Genomic DNA, 18396 nt, shown 5'->3' with positions numbered 1-18396 from the left:
TCCCACCCCGCCGCTACTTCGCTCCGGAGTCGGTCTTTCCCCCCGCCTCGGACTTCTGGGGGACGATCCGCGGGGCGGTTTCCACCTCGGCCTTGATGAGGCGGAACTCGACGCGGCGGTTCTTCGCCCGTCCGAGCGCGGTGGTGTTGGTGGCGATGGGCTTGAGCTCACCGAAGCCCTTGGCGCGCAGGCGCGAGGAGGCGATCCCCTTGGACACGAGGTAGTCCATGACGGACTGAGCGCGCCGCTGGGAGAGGTTCAGGTTGAGGGTGTCCGAGCCGATGTCATCGGTGTGGCCCTCGATGAGCACGGGTCCGAGCGCGGGGTTGCGGTCGAGCACCGTGGCCACTTCGTCGAGCAGCTTGAGGGACTGCTTCTGGATGGTGGCCGAGCCCGTCTCGAAGAGGATGTTGCCCTTGATGCGGATGCGGTCCGACTCGATGACCACGAACGGCGGGTTGTCGATGGGGCAGCCATCGTTCTCGGGGGGGCCGGACTCGTCGGGGCACTTGTCCACGTTGTCGGGCACCTCGTCGCCATCCGAGTCCGGGCAGCCGTCGTACATCTTGGGGCCGGGCTTGGTGGGGCACTGGTCCAGGCCGTCGTGCACGCCGTCGTTGTCCGAGTCCAGGCAGCCCCCGTGGGCCGCGTCCCCGGCGACGTTGGGACACAGGTCCTGGCCGTCGCTGATGCCGTCTCCATCGTTGTCGGGTTCCGGGCAGCCGTCGTCGTCCTGGAAGCCGTCCTTGTCCTCGGGCTCGTTGGGGCACTTGTCTTGCGAGTCGGGCACGCCATCTCCATCCGAGTCGATGAAGGGCGCCTCGTAGCGCACGGAGAAGAGGACGCGTACGTCCTCGCGCCCGTAGCCGCTGCCGAGCGTCACGCCTCGGCCCACGTCCAGCTCCACGCCCCAGGGGCCGTAGACGCGGGCCCGAACGCCGCCGAGCACTTCCCAGGGCGTCTTGAGCGAGTCGGCCTGGCGGAAGTTGAAGGGGGCGGAGGCGGGGGTGGCCAGATGCATCTCGAGCAGTGCCTGCACGTCGGTGAGGCGGCCCACGTCGGGCAGGTCCACGATGGCACCGGCGCCGAACGTCACCTCGTTGCCCACGTAGAGGTTGAGGTACTGGGCGGGACGCGGGCGCAGGCGCAGGCCCAGGTTGCCGAGCAGCCGCACCGGGCCGAAGGCGCGCTCCACCGCGAGCCTCGGCGCCACGAGCACGCCGCGCTCCCCGAGGAAGCTCTGGCCATCACCGGTGGGCAGCCGCACCTCGGTGGTGAGGGCGAGCCCCACGGGAAAGTCCTCGGGCAGCAGCAGGAAGAAGCGCGGCTGCAGTCGCACGTCGCCGAAGCCCCACCGGCTCACCCCGGCGGCGCCCGGGAAGTCCGGGGCATTGAGGGCATCGCGCAGCAACTGGAAGCCATCGCCCTGCACGAGCGTGAAGGGCACGTCCGCGGCGATCTCCAACCGGCGGTGCAACTGCCAGGCGAAGAGCGCGTGGGCATCGAGCCGATAGGGCAGCAGGTTGCCGAGCTTCTCGTCCCCCAGGCGCAGGGCGAGCACGCCGTGGTTGTAGTCGAAGAGGAGAGCGGCCCGGAAACTGTCGGTGTACTCGGGCGAGGCGCCTTCCAGGGCGATGCCGCTCTTCTGGGCGGGTGTGGCCTTGAGGGGGACGGCGTCGAAGCCGCGTGCGAAGGGATCCTGCTGGGCTCGTGCCGAGGCACCCGTCACCAGGAGAAACACCACCGCGAGTTGAATGGCCGTGCGTCGCAAGGACCGCTCCCGGGCAGAAGGGCCCGGAAATCCGGGCATTGAACCTGTCCGGCTCTACCACTGCCTCCCCGGGAGGAGGAAGAAAACCCCCCAGGGAAGCCGTCCCGTCTACAGTTGGACGCTACTTCTCCATGAAGACGCGTGCGGGCACGACCTGGAGGGCGTCGGGGTGGAGGGGCAGGGGCTTGGCGCCAATGGTCTTGTCCTCCTCCAGGAGCGCGGGACTCTTGGGGGAGGCGTAGGTGATGGTCGAGGGGGCGGAGTCCTGAATCTGCTTCACGAGCCCCTCGGCGTCCTGGGTGACGAAGGCGAAGTTGAGGGCCTCGGGGCGCAGTTGCCGCTTCACGGCGGCGTGCACGGACTCGGGCGTCATCTTCGCGAGCGCGGCACGGTACTGCTCCAGGTAGTCCGGCGTACCGTAGAACAGCGCGTCGATGGCGTAGCCGAGCCGCCGCTGGTCCGTTTGTTCCCACAGGCGCGTGTAGCCGAGCAGGAAGTTGCGGCTGAGCTCGAACTGCTCCGCGGGGATGCCCTGCTTCACCAGCCGGTCGAGGAAGTACACGGCGCCGCGCGTGGCGAACAGCCCGTTGGCGGGCACCACGGGGCGGATCCACAGCGAGATGTCCTGCTGGGTGCGCGCCACGTTGGTGCGGTTGTAGGTGGTGCCGGGCTGCTGGATGAAGTGCTCGGCGTAGGCGTAGTCCCCGTAGTTGAGCCCGCGCTTCTCGCGCAGCTCGTTGAAGAGGACGCCGGCCAACTGGCGGTGCTCGCCGAGGTACGACAGGGCGAAGGCCACCGGGAAGAAGTCCGGATCCCCCCGGCGCAGCGGCGTGGCGTAGCCGAGCGACACGGCCGTGGAGAGCGTGGGCTTCTGGACCACCACGGCGCGTCCCCCCTGGGTGGGCACGGGAGGCAGCTCCACCCGCGGAGCGCCGGTGGCGGGCAGCGCGGACAGGCGGGAGACGACGTCGCGCTGGAGCGCTTCGTCCACGGCGCCGGCCAGTCCGATGACGAGCCGATCCTGGGTGAAGACCCGCGCGGCGTGCGCCTTCACGTCCTCCAGGGTGAGGGACTCGAGCCCCTTCTCGGTGCCGCCCACGAAGTGGGCATAGGGGTGGCCCTGGAACACGAGCGCGTCGAGCGCCACCTTGCCGAGCGTCTCATCGTCCTCGCTGCGCAGCCCGTTGCGGACGTCGCTCAAGGCCCGGGCGCGCAGCCGCTCGAACTCCTGGGGCGACCAGCGCGGGTGCAGCAGCACGTCGGTGAACAGCTCCAGGAAGGGGGAGAGGAAGTCCTTGTGGACGCGGCCCTCGAAGACGGTGAACTCCTTGTCCGTGAAGGAGCCCAGCTCGGCCGCCATGGGGAAGAGCGTCTGGAGCAACTGGGCGGAGGAGAGCTTCTGCGTGCCGCCCTCGGACAGCAGGGTGGCCGCGAGCGAGGTGATGCCCTCCTTGCCCCGGGGGTCATCCACCGAGCCCGAGTGGAAGACGAGCCGGAAGCTGACGATGGGGTTGGCGGGGTTGGCCTGGACGATGAGCCGGGCGGGCGCGGGCTTCTGGAGGGGCACCGCGGGCACGGTCGTGGGCGGCGCTGGGGGCTCGGGGGCCTGGACCTGTGCGGGCGCGGGAGGCGGAGGCGGGGCGGGAGGAGGCGCCTCGGTCCGGGACGTGGTGGCGCAGCCGCCGAGGCTCAGCACGGCGAGGAGGGCGAGTGAGGAAGAGCGAAGCGAGCGCATTACTTCTGACCTCCGGCCGGGGCGGGCGTGAGGGAGAGCACGGTGCGGTTGGCGGCGGTGAGATAGCGGCGGGCGAAGGCGACGAGATCCGAGGGCTTCACCTCGGAGACCTTCTGGGAGTGGCGGGCGAGCGCGTCGGGCGAGCCGTAGATGCCGGCGTACCAGGCGAGCTGGGAGGCCACGGACTTGGCGGTCTCCAACTGCATGAGCAGCCCGTAGCGGGTGTTGCTCTTGATGGCCTCGACACGGGCCGCGTCCACCTTCCCGGTGACGAGTTCCTTCACCGCGGCGTTGAAGGCGGTGCGCGCGGGGGCCCGGCCGGCCTCGTCCTGGAGGACGGCCACGAGGCTGAAGAGGTGCGGATCCCGGTGGAGCGAGAAGTCACTGCCGATCTCCTGGGCGACCTGCTTGTCCAGCACGAGTTCCTTGTAGAGGGGGCTCGTGGGGCCCACGAGGTAGTCGGCGAGTACGGCCTGGATCGCGGCATTGGCGGTGTCGAGCTTCGCCGCCGGGGAGTGCCACGCGTACACGAGGCGGGGCTGGGTGCTCTGGGGCCAGTCGATGTGGACGGAGCGCTCCTTCGTCTGGGAGGGCTCGGCGGGCACGGTGACGGTGGCGCTCTTGCTCGCCCACGGGCCGTAGTGCTCGTTCACGGCCTTCATCAGCGCGTCGTCATCGAAGTCGCCGACGATGACGAGCAGGACATTGTCCGGGGTGTACCAGCGCTCGAAGAAGGTCCGGCTGTAGGCATAGGCCTGGGGCATGGCCTTGATGTCGTCGTAGTAGCCGAGGGTGGTGTGCCCGTAGGTGTGCTGCGTGAAGGCGGTGCGGGCCAGTTCCTCCTCCATCTTGAGGCCCGGCTGGGCCGCGTTCTTGTGGTACTCGCCCAGCACGGCGAGCGCTTCCGTCTGGAAGGCCGGCTCCGAGTATTCGAGGTGGCGGAAGCGGTCGGCCTCGATCTCCACCAGCTTGAGCAGCCCGGCGGTGGGGCCATACGAGTAGTAGACGGTGATGTCGTCGGTGGTGAAGGCGTTGTCGTCGAAGCCGTAGGTGGCGATGACCTTCTCGCGCTCGCCCTCGGGGTGGTTCTTCGTGCCCTTGAACATCATGTGCTCGAAGAAGTGAGCGAAGCCCGTGCGGCCTGGCTCCACCTCGTTGCGCGAGCCCACGCGGACCACGGTCTGGTAGGCGACGAGGCCCGGCGAGTTGAAGGGAACCCGGATGACCGTGAGCCCGTTGGGCAGCCGGTCGACCTTCATGGGGTAGGGGAAGAAGGGGGAGGCGGCCTGCTCGGCGGCGGCCACGGGGAGGGCCACTCCCAAGAGGAGGAGCAGGAGGGGGATGAAGCGATGTCGCATGCGGGTCCTCATGTCGCTGAAGCACCCACGAAGTGGGCGCCTCGGAACCCTACAGCCTGGTTGCTATTCCCACGAACGGGCGAGCGGGGTGGGAGGAACGTCCTGAAAAGAGGCCGTTCCGGCACGTCAGGAGGATTGACGTGGACCCGTCAGCGGTTAATGTGGGTGAAGCAGCGAGGTAGTAACGCAGTGGCCGTTCAGAATCGCAACCGGGGGCGACCTGGTTTCGACGGGGGCATGGAAGTTCGAGACGCGTGCCGAGCATGTTGGTCGCTCGTAAAAACGCCCAACACAGACACAAAAGCCAACGACAACGTTGAGCTCGCGCTGGCTGCCTAACTAGCAGTTTCCTAGTGCGCGGTCCTCCCGCTCTCGGCCCGTGGGGTGGGGTAGGACCGTCATAATGCGGGCTGGCCGACGAGGGTGCCTGGACTCTCGGCGGTGAGATCATCCAGGACCGGCTCACAGGATTCCGTCCGTGGAAGCCTGGGGGACGTAACAAATCGCGGACTACGCACGTAGGGTCAAAGAGCGGAAGGCTTTCGGACGCGGGTTCGATTCCCGCCGCCTCCACAGCAAGAGATGTCGCAAGGCCCCGGATGTCCTCCTCGGACATCGCGGGGCTTTTGTTTTGGGCCGAGGCCGCTTGGGGCAGTCGGACGAGCTGACCGCGCTCGTGGCGCTGGACCTGGCGCTTCGCCACCTCGGCGCGGAGGAGTTCCCACGGGAATGTGGCGCAGAGGTCGATGGTGTTGCCACTCTTACGAGGGGGGTGCGTGCGGAGCTTGAGGGTAATCTCTGCAGGCGCCATCCAGGCGGGCAGGGAGAGACTGGTCCGGCGCAGGTCATGGCCCGCCGGTGTCGCAGACCGAGCGCCTTCATGTCTTTCACTAGCCGCTTGAATGAGTGGTGGTTCGTCCGCATCCCGCCGAACTTTTCCCCACTGGTTCAGTTGGGCTAGCGTAGCCCAATTTTAGCGAGGGCCCCGCTGGTGTCGTCTCAACTATCCCCTACTGGGAGCTGCCCAATGCCAATTTGTGAGTTCTGTCAAGAGTTCGGTACAGGAGGTCCGGCCCGCTTCAATGAGATCTACCGCAGCGTAGCGGACTCCAGGATCGTAGCTCGGACTTCTCGGTTCGTCGCAATACCGACTCTCGGGCAGCTCTTCGAAGGAAGTCTCCTCGTGCTTCCGATCGCTCACGTTGAGACATGCTCCGGGTTCGCCGCGGACGCTCGGTCCGAGTTGCTCGGCTTGATTGGCGACATGCTGGTCCGAGTGGCGACTTTCGGCCATCCCGTCTACTTTGAGCACGGAGCTACGGCGGCAAGTGCGGGCGGCTGCGGCATATATCACGCGCACCTCCACATCGTCCCGCTACCCAGGAAGTCGGCGCCCCATGCGCTCTTCCCCGAGGCTGAACAGCGCTTCGATTGCCTTGCCGCCGCCTGGACCGCTTTGAAAGGGGTCGATCACTACCTCCTCCTTGGTGACACCAACGAAACGTGGGTCCGCGACCTGCGGGCGGAGCCAAGTCGCTTTCCCTCGCAATTTTTCCGCCGTCGACTGGTGGAGCATTTCGAGCTCAATGCACCTTGGGACTGGCGGGCATACGGTCATGTCGAGCCGGCGCTCGTCAGAACGCTTGCGGGAGCGGCCTCGAATGCTGGCTGACGCGGCCATCCTCGTCGAGCGCGAGGCGGGCTCTCTGGACATACAGCCCTTCTCCGAAATGCAACTCAAGGGAGCGAGCTATGTGCTCCGGCTCGGGCGACGGTTCCGCCGCTGGACGGCGGGCGCCGCTCCCATCCGGCTGTGGGCACCGGGGGCGGGCGCGGAGGCGCTCATGCCATCAGACGAGGCGGATACGCTGCTGATTGAGCCCGGCGCCTTCGTGCTCGGATGCACATTGGAGCGGATCCGCCTGTCGCCGACGCTCGCCGCGCAGATCTCTCCTCTCTCCCACGTCGCGCGCTTCGGCCTGGGTGTCACCTGCGGGGCCGACTTGGTGAGCCCTGGCTTCGGCAGTGTGACACCGTCGCCGCTCACGCTTGAGCTTTACAACCACAACGTCAGACCGCTGGAATTGGAGGCGGGTATGCCAGTGGCGCACCTGCGCTTCGTCCGGCTATCGGGCGTTGCAGAGCGGGCAACGCGGCCAAGCATCTACGAGGGCGCTGATCCTCTGTCGGCGCCTTTGCTTCACGAGGAGTGGCGCGGTCTCCTGGGAGGCGGCACGTAATGGTCGAGTCGCGACCCCGGCTCTGGCCACCCCAGTGCTGCGTGCCCGCGTTCGTTCATGCCGCGCTAGTGCGGCTCGGCGTGCCGTGCCCCGTTCCCGAGGTCCTTCCCAGCATCCTTGGCGTCCGCGTCCGGCCGGACCAGGAGAACCCGCTCGGCTTGGCGCTGGCGACTGAGGCGCACCCGCCGGGCATCAGGGGCGCGGACGCCGAGCGTGAGGTCAACCGGATGTGCCGAGAACTCGGGCTTCCGTTTCGCCTTCGGCGCATCCCGTTTCAGACCATTTACGCGGAGGCCTGGGAGGACGTCCTCACCACTGCCCTTAGCCGGAAGGCCGTAGTTGGCGTCGGTGTCGACTACCACGTGCTCATGTCGACCGAGCCGATTCGCCCCGCCCAGCACGTGCTCCGGGTTGTTCAGTGGCGGGAGGACGCGGTAGGCCTCTTTGACGACTCAGGAGAAACGGTTCCGCCGCACCTTGAAATTGGCCGCGAGCAGGTATGCCGCGCGGTCATGGCTATCTCGGATGGCCTATGGATCATCGGTCAGGGACCAGACCTTTCTCTACCGTTCACCCTCCCTTGGAGCGACGCAGCGTGAGCACGCTTAACAAGTCGAATTTGGTTCCGGACATGATGGAGCCGGAGGCTGCCGTGGCGCTTCACTGTGCGCTTGAGCGCCTATACCAAAGCGATCATCTAAAGGACGTATGGCCCAGTGCATTGGAGTCAACCTCCGCGTCCGGCCGGATACCGCTTCACGAAGTTGAGATTGTGGTTCTGCCACTCGACCGCATCGGAGCGCCCCCGGGGGCGAGTGGTGCGAGTGTATACGTGGCATACTTTGCGCACGCCGTAGATGAATCGAAAAGGCGCACGGCGTCGCAGCCTCTGGTCGTGAAAATCGGAGCGTCCAACAAGCTTCGCGCCGAGAAGGACGGCGCCGAAAAGTGGCCTAGGCTAACGGGACAGGAGCGGTCCAAGTTCGCCTTCCCGCTGCAGCTCGACGAGACCGACCCCGAAAGAGCCGTTCTGGTCGCTCCCTTCCAATCCCTGTCGGAGATGCAGCCGGATGGCAGTCGACATAAGGTCGAAGTGCGTGACTTGTGGCGTCTCTTGGAGAACAAAAACGAGCCTAATCCGGCGCATACGACCGACTGGAACAAGATCAGGCGTCTCATTGCCGAGGCGCTCGACTCAGTGGAGCCCTCGCACCGAGCCGGAAGGGCTCGCCCCAAAGCCGAGACAACTACCTACGCGGACCAGTACGAATGGTACTTAAGGGAAACCACAAACGACAAGGCGAAGCACTTACCACGGTTGCTGTTCGGGACGGAGGCACGTACCCGAGTGTTCGGCCGCGAATGGCCGAACCCAACCGAGGTGGTCCGCCGCATAATTAGGCACGGCATGTCCTTCTCGGGTATCCTGGGCGCCGTGCACGGCGACTTGCACCCTAAGAATATCGTGCTCACCGGTTACGATGGTGTCCAGATCATTGACTTCGGCTGGGCAACTAACCCTCGGCATGTGGTTGTCGACTATGTCCTGCTCGACCTAAACCTTCGGGGAACGACGTTGCCGTCTCAGATCGACGAAGGTGCGATTCTCTCGCTGGCAAGCTTCCTTAATCTGCATGACGATCTGGACGCACTGCCGACGCCGGTGCGCGCTCGTGCCGAGGTGATCAGGAACGTCATCTGGGAAAAGGCAAAGAAGCGGGCGATCGAGAAGGATTGGACTGCGGAATATCTGGTCCCGCTCCTGCTCGTGGGTTACGGCCTACTCGTTCATCTGGACAGCGCGCGCAACCAACCCGCCCTAATTGCAACCGTGCTCCAGCTGTCGGAACTGCTTGAGCCGACCGTGTTGGCAGCCACGACCGTATGAGTACATCCAAGAAGGTGACGCTTGGCGATCTTGGTGAGTTCCGCGTTTTAAGGGAGGTGGTGCTGCCGCTCGCGCGTTCCGCTGATGGGCTTACTCAGGCTGGCGACGACTGCGCGTTCGTCGCGGCGGGCGGCGACACCCTCGCAGTCACTGCTGACGTCGGGCCGCGCCCGATCATTCGCAGCCTAGCCGCGCATCGGGACGATTGGGAGGCGTCCGGCTGGCTCGCCGTGGTCGCGACGGCCAGCGATGTTGCTTCGGCAGGGGCGAGGCCGCTCCTCCTTGCAAACTGCGTCGACGCTCCCGCAGACCTTGATGTCGACGTCCTCGCGCGATTCATGCGTGGCTACTTTTCGGCCATGACCGAATTCGGCTTTCGGAACGGAGGTGGCGATCTCCGCCAGGGTCCTGTGCTCGCGGCGCGCGTGTTCGGCGTGGGCTTGTTGGACGGTGCCCGCCGCATCGGGCGAAACGGCGCTCGGTCGGGCGACCGACTGGTCGTCGTTGGGCCCGCCGGATCTTTCATGGCGCACTACCTCTTGGCTTCGGAGCGCGAGATACAGTTGGGCGTCGCCGGGGCCACTCCAGCAGATGCTGCGCCCAACGCGCTCCGGTTCCCTCGGCCCCAGCTCCGAGCCATGCGCCTGCTTGCCGAGCGCGATCTGGTGCGGGCGGCTTCCGACACCTCGGATGGCCTGCTCGGCGCCATCGAGAACATAGCGAGTGCATCAGGCTGCGGGTTCGCTCTCGAACTTGACGAGGCTCTTCTGTCGCAGGATGTGAAGGACGCTGCGGCGTCGAAGACTGTCGCAAGCCCGTGGAACTTGTTCTTCGCGTGGGGCGACTGGTCGGTTGCCGCAGTGGTGGATGGCGCGAGGGTCGCGGATTTTGAGCACTGCTGTCGCGAAAATGAAATCGACTGGCGTCCACTCGGTTGGGTCGTTCCGGAGGTCGGTGAGTTGACGGCGACGCTGGGCGGCCGAACGTTGAACGTGACACCAGTCCGGAACGAAAACTTTCTGGTTCGCGGCTTCAACTCGGGGCTCGAGGGGCACCTCGGCTACATCCTTAATACGCCGATATTGACCTCTAGGAGCATCGAATGACATCGACCGTCCCCGAGCTTCGCCTCATCCTTGCAACCCGAACGGCGAGCCTACCGGCTGAGTTGAGTCGGACGGGATTCGTCCCCATGAACGGCGAGAGGGCCGTGCGAGCGTTTGAGTCCGCTGGCGTCTGGTTCGGGCCGCGACGCGATCTTGAGGAGATGGAGGAGTATCGGCAGATCATCCCATACATTGTGCTTCGGAAGGGCTCGCAACTCGTGCGCTACACGCGCACGTCGGCAGGGGGCGAGGCGCGGCTGCACGGCCGCATGTCAATTGGCCTCGGTGGCCATGTCGACCTCGCGGACGCGGTGTCGCGCGGAGGCCGGATCGATCTCTTGGCCACGCTCGAGCGCGCAGCTGAACGTGAACTGGTGGAGGAACTGGGCGGGGCCGCGTGCGAAGACCGACGCTGGATCGGGCTATTGGTCGATAACGACTCGGCGGTGGGTCGCGTCCACGTCGGGCTGATCGGCTTGTGGAACATGCCCGCGCTTCCGGGCGCGGTGGCCGCCGAGGACTCTATCGGCGAGGTAGCTGCGCAATCAGTCACCGAGCTAGCTGCCGACGCCGAGAGGTTGGAAACGTGGTCGGCGATGCTGCTCCCCTGGCTGAAAGTCGCGATCGGAGGTGAGTTGGCTGACAGCGCAGGACAAGTCAACGAGCAGATGGGCTTGATCCGCTGACGTGACTCTCCCTCTCTTTGTGTGCTCGCAAATTGAGGGAGAGCCACGTAACCGGGGCAAGCCCAACCTGTCCGAGAGCCGGATGCGGGAAATCCGCACGTCCGGTTCGATGAGCGGCGTGGAGGAAACGGACCGTGGGTGAGACTCGGCGAGAAGGTGAGCGAGAGCGGACCTTCGCAGCAGGCGCCGACGAGCCCGAGCGGCACCGCGCCTCCCGTCGACTCTACCCCTCCGGCGTCTCTGGCCAGTGCGGCGTGGAACTGGGGCACAGGCCGGTCGAGTTGCTGCACCGCGCGCTCCCGGGTCTCTGGCGCGAGGTGGGCGTACCGCATGGTCATCTCGATGGTCGCGTGACCCATCAGCTCCTGGATGACCTTGAGCGGGACACCCCGCATGGCGAGGTGGCTGCCGTAGGTGTGCCGCAGGTCGTGCCAGCCGATGCGCTCCTGCTCGCGGCTGATGCCCGCCCGCCGCAGCCCGCGCTGGAGCGGCAGCTTCATCAGGCCATCGGTGAGCGGCTGGTCGTCCTCCTGGCAGAACACGTAAGGGCCGCAGCCCCGTCTTGAGGGCCAGAGCATAGGAAGGACAGGCGCCCTATACCAAGAGGCCCAGGCCCCTGCCATGCACCTGATGGGAGCGTGGCCTGGGCCGGCGTGTACATCAAGGAGCCGCACCCACAGGCGGGTCAATTATAAGCACCCGGTCTACAGAAACGTCCGCCGTGCCTGTCGGCGGCGACGTGGCTGTCGAGAAAGTGCCGCACGACGGTGTGGTACATTGTTTCGGATGAGCGCCACAATCACCGAAGACCCAGGCGCGACAGTCGTGCGGAGCGTGTGCCCGCACAACTGCCCGGACACCTGTGCCATTCTGACCACGGTCAAGGCTGGCCGAGCTGTCGAGGTACGAGGCGATCCCGACCATCCGACGACTCGGGGCTTCCTCTGCGCGAAGGTCTCTCGGTACCTGGAGCGTACCTATCATGCCGGCCGCGTGCTCCACCCGATGCGCCGCGTGGGCGCGAAAGGTGAGGGGCGCTTCGAGCCGATCTCCTGGAAGGAGGCGCTCGACGAGATCGCGCGCCGGTTCAAGGAGATCATCGCGGTGTGGGGGGCGCAGGCAATCCTGCCGTACTCGTTCAGCGGCACGCTCGGGCTCCTGCACAACAATTCGATGGATCGACGGTTCTTCCACAAGCTCGGCGCCTCGCTCCTCGATCGCACGATTTGCGGCTCCGCCGGCGTGGTCGGCATGGCCTACAGCATGGGTAGTTCCATGGGCATGGATACAGAGTGCTTCGACGGAGCGCGCACGATCCTCCTGTGGGGCACCAACACGTTGACCTCGAACCCCCACCTCTGGCCGTTCGTCGCTGCGGCGCGCAAGAGAGGGGCGAGGGTGATAGCGATCGATCCACGGAGGACGCGGACCGCGGAGCAGTGCGATGAGCATATCGCGCTGCTGCCGGGGACTGACGCGGCGCTGGCGCTCGGGATGATGCACGTCATCTTCCGTGACGGCCTAGGCGACGAGGATTATATGGACCGATACTGCGTGGGCCGGACCGAGCTGGCAGCGCGTGCCGCCGAGTACCCGCCTGATCGTGTGGCGGCCATCTGCGGGATCCCAGCGGCATCGGTCGAGGCCCTCGCGGTTGAATACGCGACGTGCAAGCCTGCAGCCATCCGCCTGAATTTCGGGATGCAGCGCCACGCTGGCGGAGGGATGGCGGTGCGCGCCATCACGTGCTTGCCAGCGGTGACCGGCGCATGGCGCTCCGCCTCTGGCGGTGTCCAGCTATGGACCTTCGAAACTTTCCCGGTCAATCATGCCGCGTTGCAGCGTTTTGAGCTGATCCCGCCCGGCACCCGCACTCTCAACATGGTCGAGCTCGGGCGGATCCTCACGGAGGTCACCGACCCACCCGTCAAGGCCCTCTTTGTCTACAATTCGAATCCAGCCAGTGTGGCTCCCGACCTGGAGCGCGTCAAGGCTGGGCTCCGGCGCGAGGATCTCTTCACGGTCGTTCACGAGCAGTTCCACACGGACACGGCCAACTTCGCGGATCTCCTCCTCCCGGCGACCACGCAGCTTGAGCACGTGGATATGCACATCGGTTACGGTCACCTGTATGTCATGTGGAACGCGGCGGCAATCGCGCCGCTCGGCGAGGCCGTCCCGAATACGGACCTCTTCCGGAGGCTCGCGGCGCACATGGGCTTCAGCGATCCGTGCTTCCAGGACAGTGACGAGTCCATGGCTCGGCAGGCGTTGCAGAGCGAGCACCCATGGCTCGCGGGGATCACACTCGAGCGCGTTCAAGCCGAGGGAGCGGTGCGCCTGAATGTTCCGACGCCGTTCGCGCCGTACGCCGAAGGAGGCTTCTCGACGCCCTCCGGCAAGTGCGAACTCTTCTCCGAGAGGATGGCCCGCGACGGCCATGACCCGCTGCCGGCATGGACTCCCCCACGGGAGAGCAGCGCGTCGAGCCCTGCGCTCTTTGCACGCTATCCGCTGGCGCTGATCTCACCGCCCGGTCATTACTTCTTGAACAGCACGTTTAGCAATGTGCTGGCGCGCTTCGAGAAGGGCCCGCACCTGGAGATCCACCCCACCGACGCGGCGGCGCGCTCGATCATCAATGGCCAGAGAGTACGTATCCGGAACGATCGCGGCGCGTTCCTGGCCGAGGCCGTCGTGACGGAGAGGGCGCGACCGGGGGTGGTCGTCGCTCCGTCGCTCTGGTTGAGTTCGCTCACACCTGATGGGCGGAACGTGAACCACACGACTTCGCAGGCGGTGACCGACATGGGCGGCGGGGCGACGTTCTACGATAACCTCGTGGAGGTCGAGGGCGCGAGCTGAGCGGGGAACTCGGCGACGCGAGCGCAGCCTCGGTCTGGCGCATCCACGCTTTCATCCGCGGAGAGCATAGGAAGGACAGGAGCCCTATTGTGCGTAGCGGGCGGGAGCAGAGCGGGAGGTGAGGGAGGCTGACGGGGAGCCCATGAGCCGCACTCCGGGCCGGCGCACAAGCCATTCATCTGAGCTTCAACACCAAGCGCGCTGGGGCGGCCCTCGCGCAGGGGCAAGGTGCGCACTCGCCAGGCACGCGAACACATCCAGGGCGAACGTCCTGCGCAGCAGCCCGGCCCAGTCCAAACGGGGTGTGCGCTCCTTCCAAAGGCTCCTCCACCGTCGCGGCAAAGGCGGGGCTCTCCTCTTCCAGCCCCGGCTCCGCCCCTGCATGAGGGAACATCTGGCCTCTCCGGTGAACAGGACCTGTTCACTCGACAGGACAAGGTGGCCGTGTGCCACCTCCGACACGATGCACGCGCGAGGGGTGCTGCACCGCGACCTCAAGCCCGAGCACATCGTGGTGCGCGCGTCGGATGGACAGCCGGTGCTGCTGGACTTCGGAGCGGGGTGGTACGAGGGAGCGGCCCCGCTCACCACGGGAGCGTTGCCGCCGGCCACGCTGTACCTGCTCAGTCCCGAGGCGGTGCGTTTCCTGTGGAGCAGCGCCGAGCGCCCCGGGACGCACTACGTCTTTCAACCCACGGATGACTTGTATGCCTTGGGAGTGTGTCTGTACCGGGCGACCACGGGGCATTACCCCTTCTCCGAGTGGCTGCCAGCGGATGTATTGCAGTCGGCCATCGTCCACGTGAGGCCGTTGGAGCCCGCGCGAGTCAATCCGCGAGTGCCCCGGGCCCTGAGTGACGTGATTGTCCGGCTGCTGGCGAAGGAGCCCCGGGAGCGCTACCGGAGTGGAGCGGCTTCGGCTCTCCTCGTTCGACATCGATTGCTCCAAGCACGGGACCTCATCCCACCCGGGCCCGGGGCCGGCGCACATTGACCGCACCGCAGGCCCGGGCATGCCGCGCCAGGGCCTCGTCGAGCGCCGCGTCGTCCAGCTTCACCCCCTTCTCCCTCCACAACCGCTCCACACGCAGGACGTCCTCCTCCACGCGCGCCTGCAGGCGGCCCACGAGTCGTCCCCGGTGCAGCAGCGGGCAGACGTACCAGCCCCAGCGCCGCTGCTCCTCGGGTTTGTACACCTCCCAGATATACTCGAAGCCGAAGAGCTGCTTCACCAGCGAGCGGTCCCACAGCAGGGGATCCAACGGCCCCAGAATCCGCATCCGTTCATCTGGCGCCGTCACGGGCCGGTCGCGGAAGCCCGCCGGCGCCAGGTAGCGCCGCGAGGCCTCGGGCAGCACCACCTCTTCCAGGACGCCCTCGCGCACCAGGGTGTCCGGCAGCGCCGAGCCCCGCACCGGCGCCAGCATGGACCAGTGCGCGCCCGCCCCGCGCGACAGCAGGCCCGCCGCCTCCACCCGCTCCCCGAGCGCCCAGCGCGAGAAGCCTTCCTCACCGGCCGCCGTGTACCCCGGCGAGGCGCGCGCCACGTCCGGCAGGGCCCGGTGCGGCACGTCGTAGCGCTTGCCCCGGGGGCTCCGGCCGCACACCACGATGTCGCAGCGCCGCCACAGCACCTCGAGCGCCATGGAGGTGGCCTTCGCCGTGCCCTTCCAACCGCTCCAGTCGAGCGGCTCCACCGCGCCATGGTCCGTGAGCTCCGCGGCTGACAGCGGGCCTCGCGCCTCCAGCTCCCGCAACACGGCGCCCGGCACCTCGGGGGGCAGCCGCTCCAGGCGCGTGGCGTGGCGCCACCAGGGCGCCTCGAGCGAGCCCTCGCGGTAGTGCGGAAACGCCGAGGCCGGCAGCAGACAGCGCTCCTTGGCCCAGTGCTCGAAGGCATGGCCGGGGTAGAGATGGCGGAACACGTCCCCCCGCACGAGCCCCTCCACGCGCGCGAGCGCCACCAAGTCCGCGTTGGTGCCGATGACATCGAGCGGATCCAACTGGATGTGGCGCAGCCGCGCGAGGAGCGCGCGCGCGCCCGGCGCCCCCGCGGGGAACACGGGCGCGGCGAGGGCGAGGTGGCTCACGAGGTACGCCCGCGCCTCGTCGGCGGGCAGGGTCACGGCGGGGGTCGTCTTTTTCGAGGGCACGGGGCCTCGCAGCGAAGCACACCGCGCGTGGAAAGATAAGGAAACACCCTCGGCCACCCCTTCAGCCGGCCCGGCCAGTCAGGCCCTAATTCTCCGCGTGGGTGACAGGGATGGTGTTGTCGTTGGTGTTCCGGTCGAAATAGGTGAGGTATGGATCGACGCCTGCGTAGGTCGGCTTGTCCTTGGTGACGAGTTTGACCTGCTGTTCGCTGCCCGGCTGCGCCGTCTCCGCCATGGATGGGTACGCCGTCGAGCAAAGGAAGGACAGGAGCCCTATAGGGCGTAGCGGGCGGAAGCAGAGCGGGAGGTGAGAGAGGCTGACGGGTAGCCCATGAGCCGCACTCCGGCTCCGCCCCTGCCTGAGGGAGCAGAACTGGCCGCACTTTCGCGCCTGGGGCAAAGACGCCGTGGAACCTCGTCAGGTTTGACCTCGGCGGAGGCACCAGGCTGGCCAGCCGGCGGAGCAGCGTAAGCCCGGTGAAGAGCTGGTGCCGTGGTGCCGTCCGGCAGCGGGCGCTTCATGCGGTAGGCGATGCGGCCATCCTCCGCTCGTGACAACCGCTCCAGTGCCAGTGCACCGCGTGCCCCATAGCGGCATAGCCGCTCCAGTCCTTGCCTGTCGTTCGCATGCATCCCCGCGACTACCCCGCGCCCTATGACTATGTCTGGTTCACCCCGGCCGTGGAGCACGAGGACCCCTGCGCTCCCCTGCGTGCCGCGCCAGGAAATTAGACGAAAGCGTGCGCCGTGACGCACCCGGCGAAAACATGGGTCCGCAACTTCTCTCCGCGAATTTCGAGAATGCAAATGGGCCTCGTGCACTGGGGCCGCTGATTCCGTCCTCCGCGAGATCCGAACCCCATGGCCATCAACCGACTCCCGCCGCGTCCGCCGCCCCCGCCGCCGCCTCCTCCCGCGCCGAAGGTGGCCGCGCCGAAGGTAGCCGCGCGCGCCAACGCGCTCGCGACTCGGGCTCAGCCGCCGGTGATCCCCAGTAAGGACAGCTTCCAGCCCGCGTCGGCCACCAAGTCCCTGGCGAGCACGCGCCTCGCGGCCAAGCCGGTGGCCAAGCAGGCCACGGCCCCGGCGTCGACCGCGCGGAGCTTCGCCAGCGTCCAGGCCAAGGGCACGGTACGGGCTCAGGGCACTGCAAGAGTCCAGGGCACGGCACAGGCTCAGGGCACTGTCAGAGCCCAGGGCGCGACACAGGCTCAGGGCACTGTCCAGGCCCAGGGGACTCTACGTGCCCAGGGCACGGCACAGGCCCAACCGGCGGGCTTCCTTGGAGGCCTCAGCCAGGGCATCCAGAATCTGGGCCAGGGCATCCAGGACCTCGCCCACGACACGGTCGAGGGCGCCACCAACGTCGCCCAGGGCGTGGCCCAGGGCGCCACCAACGTTGCCCAGGGTGTGGCCCAGGGCGCCACGGACCTCTTCAATGGCGCGGTCGAGGGCGCCACCAACGTCGCCCAGGGCGTGGCCCAGGGCGCCACGGACCTCTTCAATGGCGCGGTTCAGGGCGCTCAGGACCTCGCCCAGGGCGTGGCCCAAGGTGCTCAGGACCTCGCCCAGGGCGTGGCCCAGGGTGCCACGGACCTCTTCAATGGCGCGGTCCAGGGCGCTCAGGACCTCGCCCAGGGGGTGGTCGAGGGCGCCCAGGACCTGGCCGAGGGCACGGCCCACGTGGTGCAGCAGGGGCTCGATGCCCTCAACACCGGCGTGAATGGCACGGGCAACTACGCGCCCGATCCGGCCACCGGCTTTGGCACCACGCCGCCGGGCACGCCCATTCCTCCAGGCGCCCGGCCCGTCCAGGATCCCCAGCCCACGGGCGTGCCGGGCGTGTCGATCGATCCCGATGATGGATGGATCGTCGGCGCCGGCCCCACGGGTCCCACGGCCTATCCGCCCAACACGCCGGCCGACCAGGTCCAGCCCTTCACCCCGGAAGGACAGGATCCGAACGCGCCCCGGCCCACCATCCTCTTCACCAATGGCATCCTGACCAACAGCGCGGATGAGGCGAGGGCCGCGCAGCAGCTCGCCAATCAGACCGGTGCCAACGTCGTCTGCGTGCACAACGGGACGAATGGCGGCGTGGTCGATGTGACCCAGGCCGGAGGCGACCTGGTGAACCTGCCCGGCAACGCGGCGACCAACACCCTCACCAACCTGATGACCCAGGCCGCGCAGTCCGGCGAGCCGGTGTACGTGGCGGCGCACAGCCAGGGCGGCATCATCACCAGCGATGCCCTGCTGCACACGAAGAACAACCTGCGCGCCCAGGGCATGAGCGCCGACCAGGTCGAGCAGGTCATGGGCAACTTCAACGTGCAGACCTTCGGCGGTGCCGCCCCGGTCTACCCGTCGGGGCCGAACTACACGCACGTCGTCCACCCGGGAGACCCGGTCTCCGGTCCCCTGGGCATGGGCAACCCCCTCAACGCGGCCAGCGCCATCGCCCAAGGCCAGCAGGTCATCGTGGCGCCCAACCCCGCTCCCATCTACGGCGACCCGTTTCAGAACCACGGCTTCTCCGGCTACGTGCCCCAGGCAGGCCTGCCCTCTTGAGACCACGCGACCGGGGCACATGC

The 18396-nt window shown here is 67.3% G+C and carries 15 protein-coding genes, 1 other RNA gene and 1 pseudogene; 10 read left to right on the top strand and 7 right to left on the bottom strand.

The annotated features are described in order from the left end of the window. Positions 1-13: 13 nt before the first annotated feature. From MEBOL_RS05810 to MEBOL_RS05800, 3 genes are all read right to left on the bottom strand, one after another. Positions 14-1810 (bottom strand): OmpA family protein, encoded by a 1797-nt coding sequence (locus MEBOL_RS05810; RefSeq protein WP_095976466.1) that lies wholly within the window; start codon positions 1808-1810, stop codon positions 14-16. Between the two features lie 82 nt (positions 1811-1892). Beyond that, a complete protein-coding gene (locus MEBOL_RS05805; protein ID WP_095976465.1) occupies positions 1893-3506 on the bottom strand; it encodes a M16 family metallopeptidase in 1614 nt (537 codons plus the stop codon). After that, complete coding sequence (locus MEBOL_RS05800) at positions 3506-4864, bottom strand: M16 family metallopeptidase (protein ID WP_095976464.1); 1359 nt, start codon at positions 4862-4864, stop codon at positions 3506-3508. Before MEBOL_RS05800 ends, MEBOL_RS05805 begins: the two co-directional genes overlap by 1 nt. Before the next feature lie 211 nt (positions 4865-5075). On the opposite strand from MEBOL_RS05800, the gene ssrA reads away from it, so the two are divergent. The 7 genes from ssrA to MEBOL_RS42575 all read left to right on the top strand — a co-directional run bounded on the left by ssrA (position 5076) and on the right by MEBOL_RS42575 (position 10784). Next, positions 5076-5440, top strand: a transfer-messenger RNA (tmRNA) gene (ssrA, locus tag MEBOL_RS05795). A 607-nt stretch (positions 5441-6047) separates the two neighbouring features. Continuing rightward, complete coding sequence (locus tag MEBOL_RS05785; RefSeq protein ID WP_095976462.1) at positions 6048-6536, top strand: hypothetical protein; 489 nt, start codon at positions 6048-6050, stop codon at positions 6534-6536. Further along, positions 6526-7104 carry a dCTP deaminase gene (locus MEBOL_RS05780; protein WP_095976461.1) on the top strand — a complete coding sequence of 193 codons (579 nt, stop codon included), beginning with the start codon at positions 6526-6528 and terminating at the stop codon, positions 7102-7104. Before MEBOL_RS05785 ends, MEBOL_RS05780 begins: the two co-directional genes overlap by 11 nt. A gap of 41 nt (positions 7105-7145) precedes the next feature. Then, positions 7146-7703, top strand: a complete 558-nt coding sequence (locus MEBOL_RS05775) for a hypothetical protein (RefSeq protein WP_157774788.1) — start codon at positions 7146-7148, stop codon at positions 7701-7703. After that, the gene (locus tag MEBOL_RS05770; RefSeq protein ID WP_095976459.1) at positions 7700-8992 is read left to right on the top strand and encodes a phosphotransferase; all 1293 of its coding nucleotides are present in this window, start codon (positions 7700-7702) and stop codon (positions 8990-8992) included. The genes MEBOL_RS05775 and MEBOL_RS05770 overlap by 4 nt, the downstream gene beginning before the upstream one ends. Continuing rightward, positions 8989-10098, top strand: coding sequence for a thiamine-phosphate kinase (locus MEBOL_RS05765; protein ID WP_095976458.1), 1110 nt, complete (start codon positions 8989-8991; stop codon positions 10096-10098). The genes MEBOL_RS05770 and MEBOL_RS05765 overlap by 4 nt, the downstream gene beginning before the upstream one ends. Next, a complete protein-coding gene (locus MEBOL_RS42575; protein ID WP_245920232.1) occupies positions 10095-10784 on the top strand; it encodes a hypothetical protein in 690 nt (229 codons plus the stop codon). The genes MEBOL_RS05765 and MEBOL_RS42575 overlap by 4 nt, the downstream gene beginning before the upstream one ends. A 266-nt stretch (positions 10785-11050) precedes the next feature. Here the strand turns inward: MEBOL_RS42575 and MEBOL_RS42570 are convergent. After that, a pseudogene (locus MEBOL_RS42570) lies at positions 11051-11335 on the bottom strand (tyrosine-type recombinase/integrase); the annotation flags it as partial. 235 nt (positions 11336-11570) lie between these two features. On the opposite strand from MEBOL_RS42570, the gene MEBOL_RS05755 reads away from it, so the two are divergent. Together MEBOL_RS05755 and MEBOL_RS05745 are read left to right on the top strand one after the other, a co-directional pair. After that, positions 11571-13649, top strand: coding sequence for a molybdopterin-containing oxidoreductase family protein (locus MEBOL_RS05755; protein WP_095976457.1), 2079 nt, complete (start codon positions 11571-11573; stop codon positions 13647-13649). A gap of 463 nt (positions 13650-14112) precedes the next feature. Beyond that, positions 14113-14643, top strand: coding sequence for a protein kinase domain-containing protein (locus MEBOL_RS05745; RefSeq protein ID WP_245919496.1), 531 nt, complete (start codon positions 14113-14115; stop codon positions 14641-14643). On the opposite strand, the gene MEBOL_RS05740 is transcribed toward MEBOL_RS05745, so the two are convergent. From MEBOL_RS05740 to MEBOL_RS43570, 3 genes are all read right to left on the bottom strand, one after another. Continuing rightward, on the bottom strand, positions 14609-15802 hold the full coding sequence (locus MEBOL_RS05740) for a DNA glycosylase AlkZ-like family protein (RefSeq protein ID WP_179956386.1): 1194 nt from the start codon (positions 15800-15802) through the stop codon (positions 14609-14611). The two genes, MEBOL_RS05745 and MEBOL_RS05740, sit on opposite strands and share 35 nt — an antisense overlap. An 85-nt stretch (positions 15803-15887) precedes the next feature. Then, positions 15888-16037: a hypothetical protein gene (locus MEBOL_RS42565; protein WP_245919494.1), complete on the bottom strand. Its 150-nt coding sequence runs from the start codon at positions 16035-16037 to the stop codon at positions 15888-15890. A gap of 38 nt (positions 16038-16075) precedes the next feature. Continuing rightward, positions 16076-16435, bottom strand: coding sequence for a transposase (locus MEBOL_RS43570; protein WP_281256644.1), 360 nt, complete (start codon positions 16433-16435; stop codon positions 16076-16078). 228 nt (positions 16436-16663) lie between these two features. Here MEBOL_RS43570 and MEBOL_RS05730 point away from each other — a divergent pair, with 228 nt between their 5' ends. Then, entirely contained in the window at positions 16664-18373 is a 1710-nt protein-coding gene (locus tag MEBOL_RS05730) for a hypothetical protein (protein ID WP_095976454.1), read from the top strand. Positions 18374-18396 lie beyond the last annotated feature (23 nt).

The organism is Melittangium boletus DSM 14713 (genome assembly GCF_002305855.1).
Lineage (GTDB): Bacteria > Myxococcota > Myxococcia > Myxococcales > Myxococcaceae > Cystobacter > Cystobacter boletus.
Note: the sequence above shows the minus strand (reverse complement) of the source record. Positions and strands in the feature narration are given on the sequence as shown.